The following is a 16,947-nucleotide window of genomic DNA, read 5'->3' as shown; positions in this document are numbered from 1 at the left end:
ATTACAGGAATGAAATCTCAACCATGTAGAACGCCTGATCGAAGCTGCTGGAGTCCGATAAATGAACGGACTGATCACTACCTAAGGCGCCGAGGCTATCAACTTCCACCCAATTCGCGTCACTTAAATGCAGCTTACGCATCAGTCGATAGCTACGACCAGACTTGCCGCTGAAGTTCAGCTCAAAGGCCACCCCATCGGTATAAACAAAGCTTGAAGTGAAGCGGTCACTGCCATCTGTCGGATCAGTTCCGGCAATGTATTCACCTAGATTACTCACGCCGTCGCCATCGGCGTCCAACATGGCATCCTCACTGGCCAGCGGATTCAAATTGTTGGCGAGTTCAAAGGTGTCCGGCATGCCATCCTGGTCACCGTCGCCATCGCTAAAGAGGATTGTATCAATCGCGAAGACAGCACCCGACTGATTGCTCGGATCCAAGCGTATATTTTGCAAGCTCGTGCCATCCCACTCCGCATTGCCCGCGAGCGGTAGGCGCAACACTTGATAGGAACCGTCGCCCATATAGCTCGCGCTCACCTTACGCGCCGCACTGAACGCGGGCGTATCGGTCGTGCCCCAAAAGAACTCAGCCACTCCTGATACCGACGAACGAATACGCAGCAACACGCTGTCCACCCCGTCGGCATCGAAATCAACACCACTCCGCGTCAGCACCGAATCGTTGCCAGTCGTCGTGCCCTGCAAAGCACCACCGATCACATAAGTGCTAGCGATGTCCTTGGTAAATTTCCACCCTTCGCTATCACCGCCCACATCGAAGTGATACGCTGGCGCTTGACGAATCGCACGACCGTCTGAAATTTCAACAAAATCGATTTCAAAGCTCTGCCCATTCACCGATCCATTCAACGGATCCAAGCGTAAGGCGGTGATGCTTTCACCGTCCCATTCGTCGACATCCTCCATATCGAAGATTATCGTCTGAAAGGCCCCGACTTCGGTATAATCCAAAAGCAGCGAACGTGCCGCCGCGAAACCGCCCGCGCCCTCGCGGCCCCAGAACAGTTGTATCGGCGCGGCGACGGTCGCTTTCATTCTCACTGCCACTTGCGTATGCAGTGTTCCATCCAGCGATAAGCCAGTGATGTTGATCTGCGGATCATCTGAGCTCGCAGTGCCCGTCAGGCTGCTGCCGTCACTGGTCAAATCAGTCACATTATTTCCATTCCATCCTTCCGTATCGCTGGCCGTATTAAATTCATAGCGTGTATTATAAACCGTCTCGATCACACGACTGGTCACAGTGAGCGCGTTGCCATCATCGGCGCTGAGACTTGCCCAATAATTGCCGCCCTCAGTCAAAGTCGCTCGTGAGGTTTGACGATGTCTGACATAGGTCTGATACACATTGGCCACACTGGAACCATTCGTGAGATCTACACTCAACCATGGCTCATCCGTGCCCGAGGAACTGGGATCAAGATCAATCACCCCACCTAATTGTTGCGCACTCAAAACTGATAATGCAGTTGTGGACGCGAAGCTCGTTTGCAACAACGACAACTCGCTAAACTGCCCAGCTACCGTTGTGCTCTCGTGACCGCTCGTCACAAACATCCCGACACGTGCCACGCCTGGTAACGCGACCGTCAGCTCTGATTCAATGGCGCTATACGTCACTCCATCGGACGAAACAAATGCCGCCACAGTTTCGCCGCGTCGTTCTAATTTCAAATACACTGGAAAGCTTAGTCCCAAGCCGGCATCGCTGCTAAGCTCCGCATACCACCCACCATCACGACGACCTAAGACATACACCGTGCCGTTCGGCGCAAACCCGACAAATGCGGCGGCATCAGTCGCGCCCGGTCCTCCGCGCACCATCAGTCCCGCACGGGTCGGGCCCGATGCATCGGTCAGCGAGTCGAGTCGTGCGATCCAATCAAAGTCGCCCGCCACAGCCTTCCACACAAAGCGGCCTTCATCGTAAGTCTGCCCCTCTCCGACGCCGACACCTTGGCCGGAACCATTCACGGTGAAAACACCCGCGGCCTCGCTGTGACTACCGACGACATTAACCCTGCCCACATCACTCGAAATCCAATTACCCGTCACCGCATCACTGCTCGTTGTCGGCAACTCACCGGGCACAGTCACTTCAACTGTCAAGTCTGTCGTGCCCACCGAAACGCCGTCGCTCACCACTGCGCGTAAGACATGCGTGCCCACTGCTTCGAAAGTTATCTCGGTATCGGGCGAAGTCACATTTGAAAAAGTGACTGGAGCGGGCCCAGACTCGAGTTCCCAAACCATTGAAGTGCCACCCCCCGTGAGCAACCCGCGCGTGCGTAAACTTTGTCCGGCGGGAATCGAAATTTTCGACGACCAAGGCCGCTCAAAGCTGACTCCGAGCGAACCGCTGACATAGCGCTCACGCAGGCTCGTTAGTAAGCGATCCACTTCATGTAATTGCAGTTCTCCCGTGTAGAGTCGAATCTCGGCAATCTCTCCTTGAAACCCACCGACCGTGTTGGTCAGACTTTTTCCTAAAACCAACGAGCTAACTGCTCGGCCAATGTTAAAGTGATTCGCGGCTTGCGTGGTCTTGGACTGCGCCAAGCTATCCACGAAGAGTTTCATGTTGCGCTCATCACCCGCGTTATCCAACGCGATCTCTGAACCATCCCAGGTCGCGACGACCACATGCCACTCCCCCTCCGCCGCAGAACCGTTGCCCGTGTCTCCGCGAAAGAGCGCATCCACCGAACGATCGAGGTCCTCGATACTCCAACCAAAACGACCATTCGTCGCCATGGAAAGCCCCCATCCGAGATCACTGCCCGCAACGCTCGCATCCAACAAACCTGACGTGCCAAAGTCATCCGTTTCTAGTCCCGCATTACCACCGCTCGACTTGACTACGATCGCGATACTCATCGCCGTGGTGCCGTTAAAAGGATTTTCTGCGAGCGATAGTCCCAGCGCATCATCACCATCCAAACGCACAGATGCCAAACCGGTTGGCGATGCGCTAGCCACAAAGACAGGCGCGCCCGCGCCACCGTCACTGGCATTTGAAAACGTAAGCCCATTGAGACGATCCGTCCAAGTCGTCACCGTGTTCAAGTTCGCGACTGAAGCCTCTAGATCTTCCGCCACCCAAACCGCCTGCGGCGTAAGTGCTTGCGGATAAGCAAACTTCAGTCCCGATCTCGCCAGCATGGCAGCGCCATGCGTGCTTAGGCGACCATTGCGATAACTCCCATTCTGCGGGCCGCTCACGACACTGGCATTGAAGTATCGGCCACGTGAATACACATAGAGTGGCCCCCCACTGTCCCCTGGCCCCGTGCCGCCCTCAAAGCGAGTCGCATATTCATTTGGGCTAGTGACATTAGGGTTGTTATAATTGTAATAAATATGCTGAGGAATGATCGATGCCTCATCAAGGATCGTTGAAATAATCCGCTGAGTCATTGCACGAAACTGATTGTCTGAAGTCGTATTTACTCCCAGTGCCCCGGAAGTGCCTCGCCCAACTTGCCACCCCAACTGCTCATACTCGTCGAAGCGATCGTAAGGTGCCACCCAAGCCACAGCGGCTGTGATCGGCGTGTCCAAGTGAATGAGCATGACATCGTCATAGCCACCATCGCCCGATTGCACACGGTAGGCCGTTCCCGCCACCGTGGTGGAGCCCCCATTCGTTTTATAGCTCATCGTCACGCGCTGCTCGTCTTCCAGACTGATGCAGTGAGCAGCGGACACCGCCCATTCGCTATTTAGCATCGCCGCCGAACAGCCACTGACATAGGCCTTGCTCTCAAACTGCGGTAAAGCACCCAGGGCCAAGGCCTCGGCATCCGTCATCCCCGGATGGCGCAACACCGCATGCGCCGAGAGCACAAAACAAAAGAGCAAACTGAGCACTGCGAAACATGTTCGAAAGTTTTGAAAAGAGCGAAACATAGAGTTCATATAGAAAAAGTGACGAGCACCACAGACATGCGGCCGTCATTAATTTTAAGAATGAGAGACCATTCTCTTGCGCTCACTCATTCGAGACGAACGGCGCTGACAGATGCACAATCGGAGATGTCAACAAACCACTTGGGAATAATTGATACGCCTCACTATAAGCATCCCCAACAGTCCGATAGGAATCGGGACGTGTCATCCCTTGTTCTTTCGGCACTCGGTGCAAAGGACCGAATAGGTTTTGACGCGTGAGATAAATTTTTACCTTAAAACAGGCGCCATTCGATGACATCGGCAGACTAGTTCGACTCGGTGGAAAGGCAATTAACTCTGAATGCTGACCGAGTATCACTTCAGCACAAGCCCCCGAATACTTGGGAAGTTCCAAGTCCAAGGCTTGCTCACACAAAGCATTCGGAAGCGGCAAACAATAGGTCACCGCGCCCGTGTAGAAAGGAAACCCTTGCTCCACCAAATCACCGACGAAGACCTGCTTCGGTGATGCCGCGATCTCCCAATCCTCATCCTTACGATAAACACCAAAATCGCCGAGCAAGTAGATCGCTTCGAGATCGGTGTCCTGAGACAAGTTGGTCTCCATGGAAATGCAGTTTTCACCTGGTCGTAAATACTCAACCGGCAATTGGATGCGTTTCAACGCGATATCAATGTGCCAATGGCTCAGGTCTTCGCAAAGGATGACACGTCCATTGAGCGAAATGCGCCAGCGTTCTGGTTGCTCTGCCAGCAAGTCAAGAGCTGCGGGGATCTGCGAAACATTAAAAGGAAACTCCAGCGTCAACTTCTTCGCTACAGCATCCTCTGCCTGGGGACGGCACCAGGGCTGCATCATCTCTCCAGACACTTGTGGCCAACCCAGCGTGTCGCGAATCGCCGTATCCTGACGTAGAATATCACGGCACTCACTCCATGCGGCATCATCTAAACGATAGCGAGCACGCTCCAATAGCAAAGTATTGGGCTCGCTCAATGAATAGTCAAACGGCCCCTCGATCGGCACCGAAAATGGCGCAGCCGTTACGCGTTCAGGCTCCGCAGCGTCACCCTCCTCCGCCTCGGGCACGACTCGATACAAGTGCTCACCCAGAGATTCAAAATCCACCCACCAGCGCAGCCCATCCGCATGTGATGCCACGGCAACTGGCTCAATTTGACCGCTACGGCAATTCAAACGTTCCACTATTCCACCCTGGCTGAGGTCAATTTGAACTTCTTTTAGTTGCGTGCCTGTCGTATTCACCAAGCCGATAAAAACTTCTCCAGAATCCAACCGACGCACATGACTGATCACATCCGCGACACCCGCACCTTCGTTGAGTTGCAGCAACTGATCGCTATTTTCCCGGAGGCAATCAACCAATGCATCCCGCTCCCAGGCGCATGCGAGCGCCTGCTGCGCAAAAGCACGCGGCGCACGACTGCGTTCGGCATCCAGATAAGCGGGGACCTCACCAGCAAAGATGACCGCTCCGCCCGCTAATTGAAAGGCTTCCAACAACGACAAAGTCGTGCCGCGCATCGTTTCTAAGCCACCGACCACGATGCTGCGATACCGCATCTGACCGAAGCGCAGATACGCTTTCCCATCCACGACCTCGATTTCTGCCAGACGTGACAGTTGTTCCTCATCGCCATAATCAAAATCAATTTGGCTATTCGTCAGCCAATGGAAGAGTTCAACAAATTTCGTCTCTAACAGATCTACCGAAGGCGAAATTGAACGTAGCCAAGTGGCCCAGCCTAAATGAAACTGCGCCGAAATCGACTCATTCGGATGAATGACCAGCACATCGCAATCGGGCTGACCTTGTTGTAAGATTAAATTCACTCGCGAGAAATAATCCTCCACGTATTTGTATTGTGGATACCATGCCGATTGATGAAAAATACTTGCAGGATAATCACGCTTCGCCTCCCCTGCCATGGAATACCACGCTAGGTGATGACAGCGAAGATTGACACCGAGAAAGGCTTGCCAGTCCCCGATTTGCTTATGCCCCTCGAAGCCCATTTGCCACCCTGTGCAGCCATACAATTCGGACAGCACATACGGCTGTCCTTGCTGACGAGCCACGGACACCACCTGCTTCGCCACCCAGTATGCGCGGCAATCCTGCGTCAACACGTCGATCCCAGGATAGCTCATCTGCTCATAGTATCTCGCCAATGAACCACAAGGCACTGCTTGCGCCGCGAGTGAATCTTCATGCAGCACGTGTCCCGTCAGTAGCAAGTCGTTCGACTCACACCAGTCCAAACAAGGACGCGCCCAGTTCTCGATAAAGAGTTGCTGCAGCAGTTCGGCATAATGCCACTTTAATTTGGAAAGCCTCTCCCCATGATACTGAAAATAGAGCTCCGGCAATCGTCCACGCAGTTCATAACCGAAGCGTTGCGAAAATTCTTCAAAGAGTGCTTCCGTATAGGGGATCGCTCGCGCGGAATCCGACGCCCCGGGTTGTTCAACCGCGTCACAAAGAATAAACCCGCGATGAGGCTCATCCGTGAACACGCCCTTGATTGCTTTGCCAAAATGGTCGCCACAGTGCGCACGGTATTTTTCATGCGTCGATTCGATAAATGCATCCGTCGCCGAACGACTTAAAGTATCCAGATACGAGCCACCATTATAGAATGAATGCGATGGATGAATTTCCCGGACAAATATCAAGAGCTGTCGGCCCGCAGGCACCACGTCCACCGAGTCATGCGCAACCGAGTCATACTGCTTCAAGTGCAAGCCATCCAAATCTGCATAATGCGCTTCGATAAAGTTCTCCAGCTCCGGCCATTCAATCGCTTCACCTGCCGCATATTGACGTAAGATAATGGAACGCATCCGATGCGCTTGGCCCTTGGTAACCTTGCCGCCCGCACTGCCGCTAGGCCAGCGATCTTCATCGTAAAGCCAACCTTCGAGGCCGAGTTCACTCGCCTGCTGCGAGCAACTATTGATCAGCTCAAACCACTCCTTGCCCAGATACTCCGTCTTCAAACCTGTGCGGGAATGCATAAAGACGCCCCCCATCCCCATCGACTTGGCGACTCCCATCTGACGCAGCAGTTCTTCTTCATTGAGCTCTCCATTCCACGACCAAAATGGTTTTCCGCGCAACTCCGCTGGCGGGTCCTCAAAAGCCCGTTGAAAGTCCGCCTGAGCGTGACTAATAGTGGAATCGGAATCAGTCCTAGGGTTGAAAAGTGACAAAGGTTTCATTCTATAAGAAATGATTCTTATTGCACTCTGCGGGTCAAGACTATAACAAGAAACAATTCTTAAGGATAATAATTACCACAAAACATTAGACCCATGCCACAACGACTACACCGCCCCTTACGTGCACTCATCGCGCTCGCGCTGGCCTTATCGCTAGGAAACGCAACCGCTACTGCGGCCTCAGAGCAGCCGGACATCATTTACATACTCGCCGATGACCTGGGCTATTCCGACTTAGGCTGCTACGGCAGCGAAATCAATACGCCCAACTTAGACCGACTCGCTCAAGAAGGCCTGCGCTTTACTCAATTTTACAACGCCTCCAAATGTGAACCGTCACGGGCCAACATCATGTCTGGCCACTACTGGCCAGTCACAGGGCTCGGTGTGCAACGCGGCGCGACGCTCGGCGAGGTCATGCGTCCGGCAGGCTATGCGACCTTCGCTCTAGGCAAATGGCATCTCAATGGCAGCCCGATTGATCGCGGATTTGACCGTTTCTTCGGACACCTTAGTGGCGCCAGCGCATTCTTCCCCCCGATCGACCAATCCTTTCGCCTAGATAAGACTCCTTTCAAACCACAGACAAAGGACTTCTACGTCACCGACGCCGTCACCGACTACGCCATCGACTTCATCAAAGAATCCAAAGCCGCCCACCCCGACAAGCCCTACTTCATGTATCTCGCGTATAACGCGCCACACAACCCGCTACAGGCGCCCCGCGTAGATATCGAACGCTACCGAGGCACCTACAAGGCTGGCTGGGACGCCATTCGCGCCCTACGCTTCGCGCGCATGCAAGCGCTCGGCATCATCGGCGATGAAGTCAAACTCTCCGCGCATCCAAGCAATCTGCCCGAATGGGAATCGCTCAGCCCCGCGCAACAAGAACTCGAAGACCTGCGCATGGCAGTTTACGCAGCCATGGTCGACCGTCTCGATCAGAACATCGGCCGCTTGCTGCAAAATCTAAAAGAAGACGGACTCGATAAAAACCTGCTAGTAATTTTCATGAGCGACAACGGCGGCTCCCCCTACGCACGCACCGACGAGCACATGCTCACCCAAGACAAGCTCCCTGGCGATCCCGGCTCCAATTGGGAAATCGGCATGGGCTGGGCCAACGTAAGTAACACCCCCCTGCGCCTCTATAAACGCAATCAACACGAAGGCGGCATCAGCACACCCTTTATTGCCTGGTGGCCCAATCAAATCGCCCATCCGAATTCGATCATCACGCAGCCCGCACACATCATCGATCTCATGCCGACCTTTCTCGAACTCGCCGGCAGCACCTACGCCGCCGCAGGCAAAGGCAAAGCCCTACCAGAACTCCCTGGCAAAAGTTTATTACCGATTTTCCAAGGAGAAGTCCGCGAGCCGCACGACGCCCTTTATTTCCAGCTCTATGATCATCGAGCCATCCGCGCAGGCGATTGGAAGCTCACCGCCGTCGACGGCAAGGACTGGGAACTTTACAACATAGCTAACGACCGCAGCGAAACCGTGAACCTCAGCAGCTCCCATCCAGAACTAGTTCAGAAGCTATCAACGAACTGGGAAAACTGGTGGCTGAACGCCAAAGGCAAGCCTTACGCCGAGTTCAAGAATCCCACGCCCCCTCAACACCTACGCGACGACAGAGAAGGCGGCACGCCCTATGTGCCAACAGCCATGCCCAAGCGACTGCATGATCGATAGGAAAAGTCCCTATCGTATCCTCGGTTCTCTGAACCGGGGCCGGAGGAGCGCTAACGATTCGCCGCTCCAACAGACGTACCCCAAAACAGAGTTTTGAGGCTACAATCGTATCCTCGGTTCTCTAAACCGAGGCCGGAGGAACGGCTGACGATTCACCGCTCCAACTAGACGCACTCCAAAACAGAGTTTTGAAGCTACAATCGTATCCTCGGTTCTCTGAACCGGGGCCGCAGCTGCGGCTGACGATTCGCCGCTCAACTAGACGTACCCCAAAACAGAGTTTTGAGGCTACAATCGTATCCTCGCTTCTCTGAGCCGGGGCCGTAGCAGCGACTGACGATTCGCCGCTCAACTAGACGCACCCCAAAACAGAGTTTTGAAGCTACAATCGTATCCTCGGTTCTCGGAACCGGGGCCGCAGCTGCGGCTGACGATTCGCCGCTCAACTAGACGCACCCCAAAACAGAGTTTTGAAGCTACAATCGTATCCTCGGTTCTCTGAACCGGGGCCGTAGCAGCGACGGACGATTCGCCGCTGAACTAGACGCACCCCAAAACAGAGTTTTGAGGCTACATTCGTATCCTCGGTTCTCTGAACCGGGGCCGCAACTGCGGCTGACGATTCGCCGCTCAACTAGATGCACTCCAAAACAGAGTTTTGAGGCTACAATCGTATCCTCGGTTCTCTAAACCGGGGCCGGAGGAACGGCTGACGATTCACCGCTCCAACTAGACGCACTCCAAAACAGAGTTTTGAAACTACAATCGTATCCTCGGTTCTCGGAACCGGGGCCGTAGCAGCGACTGACGATTCGCCGCTCAACTAGACGCACCCCAAAACAGAGTTTTGAGGCTACAATCGTATCCTCGGTTCTCTGAACCGGGGCCGTAGCAGCGGCTGACGATTCGCCGCTCCAACTAGACGCACTCCAAAACAGAGTTTTGAAGCTACAATCGTATCCTCGGTTCTCTGAACCGGGGCCGTAGCAGCGACTGACGATTCGCCGCTCAACTAGACGCACCCCAAAACAGAGTTTTGAAGCTACAATCGTATCCTCGGTTCTCAGAACTGGGGCCGCAGGAAAAATAACAAAACTAAGATTAAAAACACACCACCCTAAAGCCGCAACACTGCGACGAACTGCTCACACGCGGTCTTCACAAGTGAAGCCCCTACCTGCAAAAAATCACTTAAACTTCGCCGTCTCATAGAAGCGGATGTGATCGATCTCAAACGCTTGTTTTCGATTGGTCGGATCAAAGCGAAAGCTGTTAATCACCCCAGAGTTCCATGACGCATCCTCACGTAGATCAATCAGGTAGGTATGAAAATATTCATCATCAACCAGATCGAATTCGATTTTGCTGCTGCCTGAGTTCGCTGTTTCACTACGAAAGAAAACAGTTCCCACGCCTTGCTGAGGCTCCAGCACACGCATGCGAATTTCGATAAATTTATAGATCTTTGAATTTATGGCGGTCAAACCAGTCGCGGGAGTCAGTTGCAAAATCATCATGGAGTCGGAACTCATAGGCTCGCCATGATACACCCCCCGATCAATCCCCGAAACGATCTCTTTGCTATTCTCACCGCCTAGATTATTGCCGATAAAAAAGTTATTTAAACCACCACGCGTAGTGTCTTTTTGATCGAATTCAAATCCCAGCGTCCGACCGCGATCTAAGATAATGTAGTCGATACAATACTCGCCTGGCACGTGATCACCATCTACAGGATCGAGGCGCAAGCCTTGCCCTAGTGGAGGATATTCCTCTAACACCACCTGTCGCCCCGCCAGAGTATGATTGATTGAAACCTTGCCCATTTTCCCTTCGCGCGCTGGCATCGGATAAACACTGCCGCTCTGGTTAGATTCGGAAAATGAATGCCGAATACGGACATTCGGGTAATTCGCAAAATCAACACCTCCGACATAGCCCTTGAAAATCAACTGAGGGTCTGCTCGATCCGTAATGGAATATTTCGCAACACCATCCTGAGCGGCAACAAAGCGCACGCCATTTCTCTGCTCCGAAGAAGGGTCGGAGGTCCCACTAAAGTTTTCTAGTATCAGCGAATTCGCCTGCGGTGGATCAATGATGACGACCGCAGCGGAAGCCGCGGCGCACGTGCTCGCGATAAGGGTGCTTATAATCAGTTTTTTCATGCTAAATTACTCCGCCGTCGTTCTGAATCGCCACCAGTATGCGCCATCATTGATCACACCGACTGGCTTACCGCCGACCTTAAATGCGCCCGGATCGACCAAGACGTAATACTGCGTATCGGCTTCGAGCGCAGGGATGTTATCAAAGCATAACCTGCGCTTCCCTTGGCTAGGATGCGAAGCATCGGGATCCATTTCCCACACAGGATTCTGCTCATCACTTACCTTGAACAAACGAAGGAACTTCCCCTTCGCTCCGCTCAAATCAACGGCTGCCGAAAAGTGCATTTCCAAGCGAGTCGTTCCCGGCGCAGTGAGCTTGGAATTTTCTGGAAACGTGGAAACCAACTGTGGCGCAAACATCTGCAGACGATGCCACCCCCAGCCCGCTTGCTCTTGCCCCACGACACGACTATCCCGACCGCTCATCTCGATCTCCTGCGCATACGCTTGCCACTTGCTGGCCAGCTCACTCGTCAACTTCGGCTGCGCCTCTGCGAGGTCGTGCTGCTCGGTGCGATCCTTTACGAGATCAAACAACTGCCACGGCCCGCCATAGAGCGACACCGCTTTCATATCATCTTCGATCCAAGCCCGCGATTGGTTAAACCAGAGAAAACGACTGGGCGCATCGAAAGCAGTTTGCTCCGTCAAGGCTTCCAAGAAGGAGCGTCCGGTGAGCGGCTTCAGCGAAGTGTCATTCTTTGGAAAATTCACGCCCGTTAACTCTAAGAGCGTGGGGTAAATATCAGTCACCGCGACAGGCGAACGATCGATCTGCCCCGTCCGCCCTGCAAGTCCTTTGGGCCAATGCGCAATCAGCGGCGCAGCGAGTGCGCCCTCATGGCAGGCATGTTTATAAAAATTGAACGGCGTATTTTTCACCCACGCCCAACCATTACTACTGGTCGGATTGTTGTGCGGTTTCCATGGGATCTGGTCCGCATCGGTTCGTATCGAGCCGTTGTTATAATCCCCGCCATTATCGGACATAAACAGAATGAGCGTGTCGTCCAATTCGCCGGCCTCTTCGAGAAAAGCAATGAGTCGACCGATCCCTTGATCCATCTCATCCACCATTGCGGCGTAGGCGGCCATGCGGGCGTCTTCGACGACCTTACGTGCTTCGGGCAACTCATTCCAGCGTCGCACCTCCACGCCATGCGGCGCAGGCGTCCATGCGGGATCGACTAGGCCGAGCTCCAACTGACGTTGATAGCGTGCCTCGCGCACCGCCTCGTAGCCATCCATGTAGCGGCCGATATATTTATCCACCGTTTCTTTACGCGCCTGCAAAGGATGATGCGGCGCATTGTAGGCAACATACATGAAAAACGGCACATCGTCCTCCAGCGCTTCACCCATAAACTCGATACTGGAATCGGTGAAAGCCGTCGTCGCATCAAAGCCTGGCTTAAAGTCGCGAAACTGTGTTTGCCCCGTATACCAATCATTACTGCCGACAAAACAATCAGTCAGCCCGCCTAGAAAACCGAAGAAGCGATCAAACATCTTGCGATCTCTGGGGTCACGAGTTCCCGCGTGCCACTTGCCCGCCATCATCGTTCGGTAACCGCCACGCTGTAGCAGCGTCGGCAAGGGCAACACATTCTTATAGCTTCCGTTGCCCGCTGCGGGATACGACATCCCCGCCATCAATGCCACGCGTGTGGTCGAGCACATCGGGGTCACTCGAAACTGCGAATAACGAACCCCCTGATTTGCGAGGCGGTCGAGGTTCGGTGTCTCAATCTCGCCACCATAGGCCCCCAGATCGGAGTAGCCTAAATCATCAGCTAGAATCACGATCACATTCGGCTGCGTCGCGTCCGCCGGTAGCGCCCCCGCCCAAAGAAGACTTCCCAGCACGAGCGATGCGAAAACTTGTTTGCAGTTCAAAAGCATTAGTGGGCGTCCGGCTGCTCTGGAATTTCCAACGGACTCTTTTCAATGTCATTCGTAGCCGTGCGCCACATATGCATCGCCGCTCGCATGCGCTGTAAGACTGCCTGACGTTCGGGATTAGTGGCCAAGTCATGCACGCCCCATTTATCTTCATTGATTTTGTAGAGATGCTCAGGCTGCCTTGGTTTATCAAAAAGTGTTAGATACGCATATTCAGCGGGGTGACTCTCTTTCGCGGCAATGATCGCATCGTAAGCATGGTTGCCCCACACTTCGACACCGCGAAGATCATCGGGCAAACGCTGTGTTTTTTCAGGATCGACATTCAAAATGTAATACCAGTTACCATCGGTCACTACACGCTGCGGGTAGAACTCGCGCGGATCGGGACCGTGTGAATTGTGCTCGGCAAACACATACTCGCGCCCTTCGATACTGTCGCCCCCGCTGAGGATCGGCCGCAAAGATTCCCCCTGCATGACTTCAGGAATTTCAATGCCACAATAATCAAGAATCGTGGGCGCATAATCGATTTGCGAAACGGGCGAGTCATTCGTCTGTCCTTTGACGACACCGGGCCCCACCACCGCGAGCGGAATACGTGTTCCAGTAGGATACGCGGATGCTTTGGCATAGTGAATCGGCATGCCTTGGTCGGAGGTGAAGATGATGAAGGTCTCCTCACGAATGCCCGCATCATCCAAGGCCTGAAGGATCGCACCGACGCATGCATCTGCGATCTCAACACAGGCGTAATACTCCTGCATATCGCGGCGCACGCCCGGTGTGTCGGGCAAGAACGACGGCACTTCGATACTGTCTGCCGCAGGTAGTTCCTGATCTGGATTGGATTTTAAGTGAGCACGATAAGGCCGGTGTGGCGCGGCGACGTTGGCATGAATAAAAAACGGACGATCGCCCGCCTGCTCGATGAAATCGCCCATCACTTTGTGAAAACGCTTAGGCTCGGACTGCACTGGATTGCGTGCGTCATAAGGATAACGCCATGCGGGGCTTAAGTGGAGCTTCTGTGTGATTGCGGTGAAGTAGCCGTTGGACTGAAAAACCTCGGGCAGTGTCGCCACGTCACGACCGATGCCAACCTTGTCAACGATGTGTGTCTCACGGGAAAATGCTTTATCGGGAAGATTCAACGGCGGCGTGTGCACATTGCGCCAGTTGCCATTACTATGCGGCCACATACCTGTTAAGATCGCAGTGCGCGAGGGCGAGCAGGACGCCGAAGCGGCAAATGCATTGTTGAAATACACCCCTTCTTTAGCGAATGCATCGATGTTTGGCGTCTCAATGCCAGGCGTACCCAGCATCGAGAGATCGGGGCTCATATCGTCCGCCAGAATGAGAACGACATTCGGTTGTTTTGCGACAGAGACCGACTGCAATAGACAGGTCGCGGCCAAGAGTAGACATGCTTTTTTCAACATAAATAATTACTTCCAAGTGTGTAAGACCTGCCCGTTTGAACCGAGCAGACGTATGTTTTTAAGTTCGATCCTACCCTCACCCTGCGAGGGATCTAAACGTATTGAGTTCAATTTTCCAGTGAACGGCAGCTGGACCACGTAATCATGCCAGGCGCCATCTTGCTTGACCGAAAAGCTAGCCGAATGGTCGCCCTTAAAGCCTTTCACCGTGGGCGATGTCCAAAAGACTTGGCCCTTTCCAATCGATTTGGAACGCATCGTAAAGGACAGCGCCACGGGGCCACTGACATGATGAAAGTCGTGACTACTGATCCGAGGATCACGACCATGACTATCCATGCGGAGCACTCCATCTTCGGCTGTGAGTTCAACATCGCCGATCACGTTCCAGCCCATCACCGGTTTACTAGCGAAGCGCGGATTTTTGATCGGCACCAGCACCTCGGCTTCTTGTAAATAGGCCTCAATAGTCGCGTCCAACTGCGAAACTTTTTCCGGCATACTGTCGGCAAGATTGTTCGTCTCACCGATATCCGTTTTCAAGTTATAGAGCTCATAGCGGTGCGCTTGATTTTCGCCGTCGTAGTAAAAGCGATACAACTTATAGTCACCAACGCGCACACTAGTGTTAGGTAAATTATCCGTGGCCGGCACATAGTGTGGAAAGTGCGAAATGAAGGGGCCGCGATCAAAGAATTCCCCTGCAATGGCTGCACTAAAGTCGATGCCATCTTTGTGATGCTCAGGATGCTGCGGCAAGCCTGCCATGTTCAAGATCGTAGGATACAAATCAGCAGAGCACACCACCGAATCCGTCATGGTGCCTGGACGTGATACGCCTGCCCACGAAACAATCAAGGGCACACGCACCCCGCCCTCGTAGTTATTGCCCTTACCACTCTTCAGCGGAAAGTTGTTGGTCGGTGTGGTGCCATCGACTTCGTTATACATGTTGCCGCCGTTGTCGGAGGTGAAAATAATAATGGTGTCGTCGCGCAGGCCCATACGATCGAGCTCCTGCAACAGGCGTTCGATATTTTGATCCATTGCCTCAATCATCGCCCCCATCGTCGGCGAGCGTTGCGGGTAGTCGGGGTCGACCAATTGCTCATACTTATCGACCAAGGCAGGCTTCGCTTGAAACGGTGCATGCACATCGTAAAACCACAGGTTGAGTAGAAAAGGATCGCTGCGATTGGCTTTGATAAACTTCAACGCTTCATCGGTGATCGCATCGGAGATATGCGTGCCTTTCGGGTAGTCGGGAATCGTCTCCACTTCCCATGGCGCAAAGAAGCCTCCCGGAGGTGGTGGCCCCGGATGATGACGTCCACCGATCACCACATCAAAGCCCTGATTTTCGGGGATGTAGGGAGCGGAACCGACATGCCACTTCCCCATAAACGCGGTGCGATAGCCAGCCTCTTGTAAAAGCTCGGCATAGGTGACGTATTCATTGGGCAGACGTGAGCGCGATTGAGGGATGATAGCCGGCTTATCCACAGCCGCCGCAGTCCCTTGCTTGGGATCTAAAATCGCCTGCTGAATATGTCCCGACGCGGCGGTGAAACGCAAACGCGCCGGCGACTGACCAGTCAAAATGCTGGCACGCGTCGGCGAGCACAGGGGGTTCGACGAATAGGCATCCGTGAAAAGCACCCCTTCGCTCGCCAAACGATCGATGCCTGGAGTTTGATAAAACTCACTCTTATAGGCGGAGCTATCACGCCAACCCAAATCATCCGCAACAATCAGAATAATATTAGGCTGTTTCGCGCCCACGGTAAGCGCGACAAGGCCAAGCAATGTCCCCAGAACTAAAGACTTAAAAATAGACATAGGAAACTGAAGCGGGATTAATATTCGGACGGGTCAAAAAGACGTTTGCGAAACTCCAAATCGTAAACTTTTTCACGACTAAGTAACTCAGTGTGGCCATCCGCAAAGACCACGCCCACCTCGCCATTATTTAAACGGGGCTCCGGTATATTCGTCGGATTCGATCCTTTGGCGAAATCGCCCTGAATATACCAAGACGCGTTTCCAGTATTTTCCGCATAGGCGGTGCAAAGCACGAGTGTCTGTGCGGGATTTTCGAGACGATTCACACTGAACCCAGAAGTCGAACGATCCGTATTGTCCGGATTCGCATCTAGAAAAATATAGGTGCTGCCGCCATAGTCGCTGATGCCATGACTCTTTTGCGCCGTCGGATCATCAAACATCGGGTGCTTGCCCGACTCCGAGCGATCCCACTCCAAAATCTCTTCTTCCAAGGCTTGCACCCAAAAATACTGCGACGTGCTATCCGGATCACTCAACTTGCGGTTGAGCAAAGGAAAAATGCCTTTGTGCTGATTTGTAAACAACGACACCGCGTTCCCGATCTGCCTGAGGTTGGACACACTTTTCGAACTATTCGCTCGGTGTCGGGCTGCACCGACAGCAGGGATTAAGATCGCCGCGAGAACCGCAATCACAGCGATCACAGTTAATAATTCAATCAGGGTAAAGGCAGCTTTAGGTAGTTTTTTCATGATGAGG

The 16,947-nt window shown here is 53.4% G+C and carries 8 protein-coding genes; 1 reads left to right on the top strand and 7 read right to left on the bottom strand.

All coding sequences use genetic code 11. The features are described from left to right. Position 1: 1 nt before the first annotated feature. Together QEH52_RS10365 and QEH52_RS10360 are read right to left on the bottom strand one after the other, a co-directional pair. Positions 2–3,943, bottom strand: coding sequence for a trypsin-like serine protease (locus QEH52_RS10365; RefSeq protein WP_308950263.1), 3,942 nt, complete (start codon positions 3,941–3,943; stop codon positions 2–4). 73 nt (positions 3,944–4,016) lie between these two features. Further along, entirely contained in the window at positions 4,017–7,181 is a 3,165-nt protein-coding gene (locus QEH52_RS10360; protein ID WP_308950261.1) for a hypothetical protein, read from the bottom strand. Positions 7,182–7,274: 93 nt separating this feature from the next. Here QEH52_RS10360 and QEH52_RS10355 point away from each other — a divergent pair, with 93 nt between their 5' ends. After that, the gene (locus QEH52_RS10355) at positions 7,275–8,885 is read left to right on the top strand and encodes an arylsulfatase (protein WP_308950259.1); all 1,611 of its coding nucleotides are present in this window, start codon (positions 7,275–7,277) and stop codon (positions 8,883–8,885) included. A gap of 1,187 nt (positions 8,886–10,072) precedes the next feature. On the opposite strand, the gene QEH52_RS10350 is transcribed toward QEH52_RS10355, so the two are convergent. The 5 genes from QEH52_RS10350 to QEH52_RS10330 are packed head-to-tail and all read right to left on the bottom strand — an operon-like array spanning position 10,073 to position 16,940. After that, positions 10,073–11,053, bottom strand: a complete 981-nt coding sequence (locus tag QEH52_RS10350; RefSeq protein WP_308950256.1) for a hypothetical protein — start codon at positions 11,051–11,053, stop codon at positions 10,073–10,075. Positions 11,054–11,059: 6 nt separating this feature from the next. Beyond that, positions 11,060–12,952, bottom strand: a complete 1,893-nt coding sequence (locus QEH52_RS10345; protein WP_308950254.1) for a sulfatase-like hydrolase/transferase — start codon at positions 12,950–12,952, stop codon at positions 11,060–11,062. 5 nt (positions 12,953–12,957) lie between these two features. Continuing rightward, on the bottom strand, positions 12,958–14,403 hold the full coding sequence (locus tag QEH52_RS10340; protein WP_308950252.1) for a sulfatase family protein: 1,446 nt from the start codon (positions 14,401–14,403) through the stop codon (positions 12,958–12,960). Positions 14,404–14,409: 6 nt separating this feature from the next. Continuing rightward, positions 14,410–16,242 carry a sulfatase gene (locus QEH52_RS10335; RefSeq protein ID WP_308950251.1) on the bottom strand — a complete coding sequence of 611 codons (1,833 nt, stop codon included), beginning with the start codon at positions 16,240–16,242 and terminating at the stop codon, positions 14,410–14,412. 17 nt (positions 16,243–16,259) lie between these two features. Further along, positions 16,260–16,940 (bottom strand): type II secretion system protein, encoded by a 681-nt coding sequence (locus QEH52_RS10330; RefSeq protein ID WP_308950249.1) that lies wholly within the window; start codon positions 16,938–16,940, stop codon positions 16,260–16,262. Positions 16,941–16,947: the final 7 nt, after the last annotated feature.

It is taken from the genome of Thalassobacterium maritimum (genome assembly GCF_031127805.1).
Classification (GTDB): Bacteria; Verrucomicrobiota; Verrucomicrobiia; order Opitutales; family Coraliomargaritaceae; genus Thalassobacterium; species Thalassobacterium maritimum.
The sequence above is the reverse complement of the archived record's forward strand: the minus strand, read 5'-3'. Positions and strand labels throughout refer to the sequence as shown.

Excerpts from the sequence above, each read along its gene's own strand:
- QEH52_RS10365 (WP_308950263.1), bottom strand. The coding sequence starts at position 3,943 with ATGAACTCTATGTTTCGCTCTTTTCAAAACTTTCGAACATGTTTCGCA.
- QEH52_RS10360 (WP_308950261.1), bottom strand. The coding sequence starts at position 7,181 with ATGAAACCTTTGTCACTTTTCAACCCTAGGACTGATTCCGATTCCACT.
- QEH52_RS10355 (WP_308950259.1), top strand. The coding sequence starts at position 7,275 with ATGCCACAACGACTACACCGCCCCTTACGTGCACTCATCGCGCTCGCG.
- QEH52_RS10350 (WP_308950256.1), bottom strand. The coding sequence starts at position 11,053 with ATGAAAAAACTGATTATAAGCACCCTTATCGCGAGCACGTGCGCCGCG.
- QEH52_RS10340 (WP_308950252.1), bottom strand. The coding sequence starts at position 14,403 with ATGTTGAAAAAAGCATGTCTACTCTTGGCCGCGACCTGTCTATTGCAG.
- QEH52_RS10335 (WP_308950251.1), bottom strand. The coding sequence starts at position 16,242 with ATGTCTATTTTTAAGTCTTTAGTTCTGGGGACATTGCTTGGCCTTGTC.
- QEH52_RS10330 (WP_308950249.1), bottom strand. The coding sequence starts at position 16,940 with ATGAAAAAACTACCTAAAGCTGCCTTTACCCTGATTGAATTATTAACT.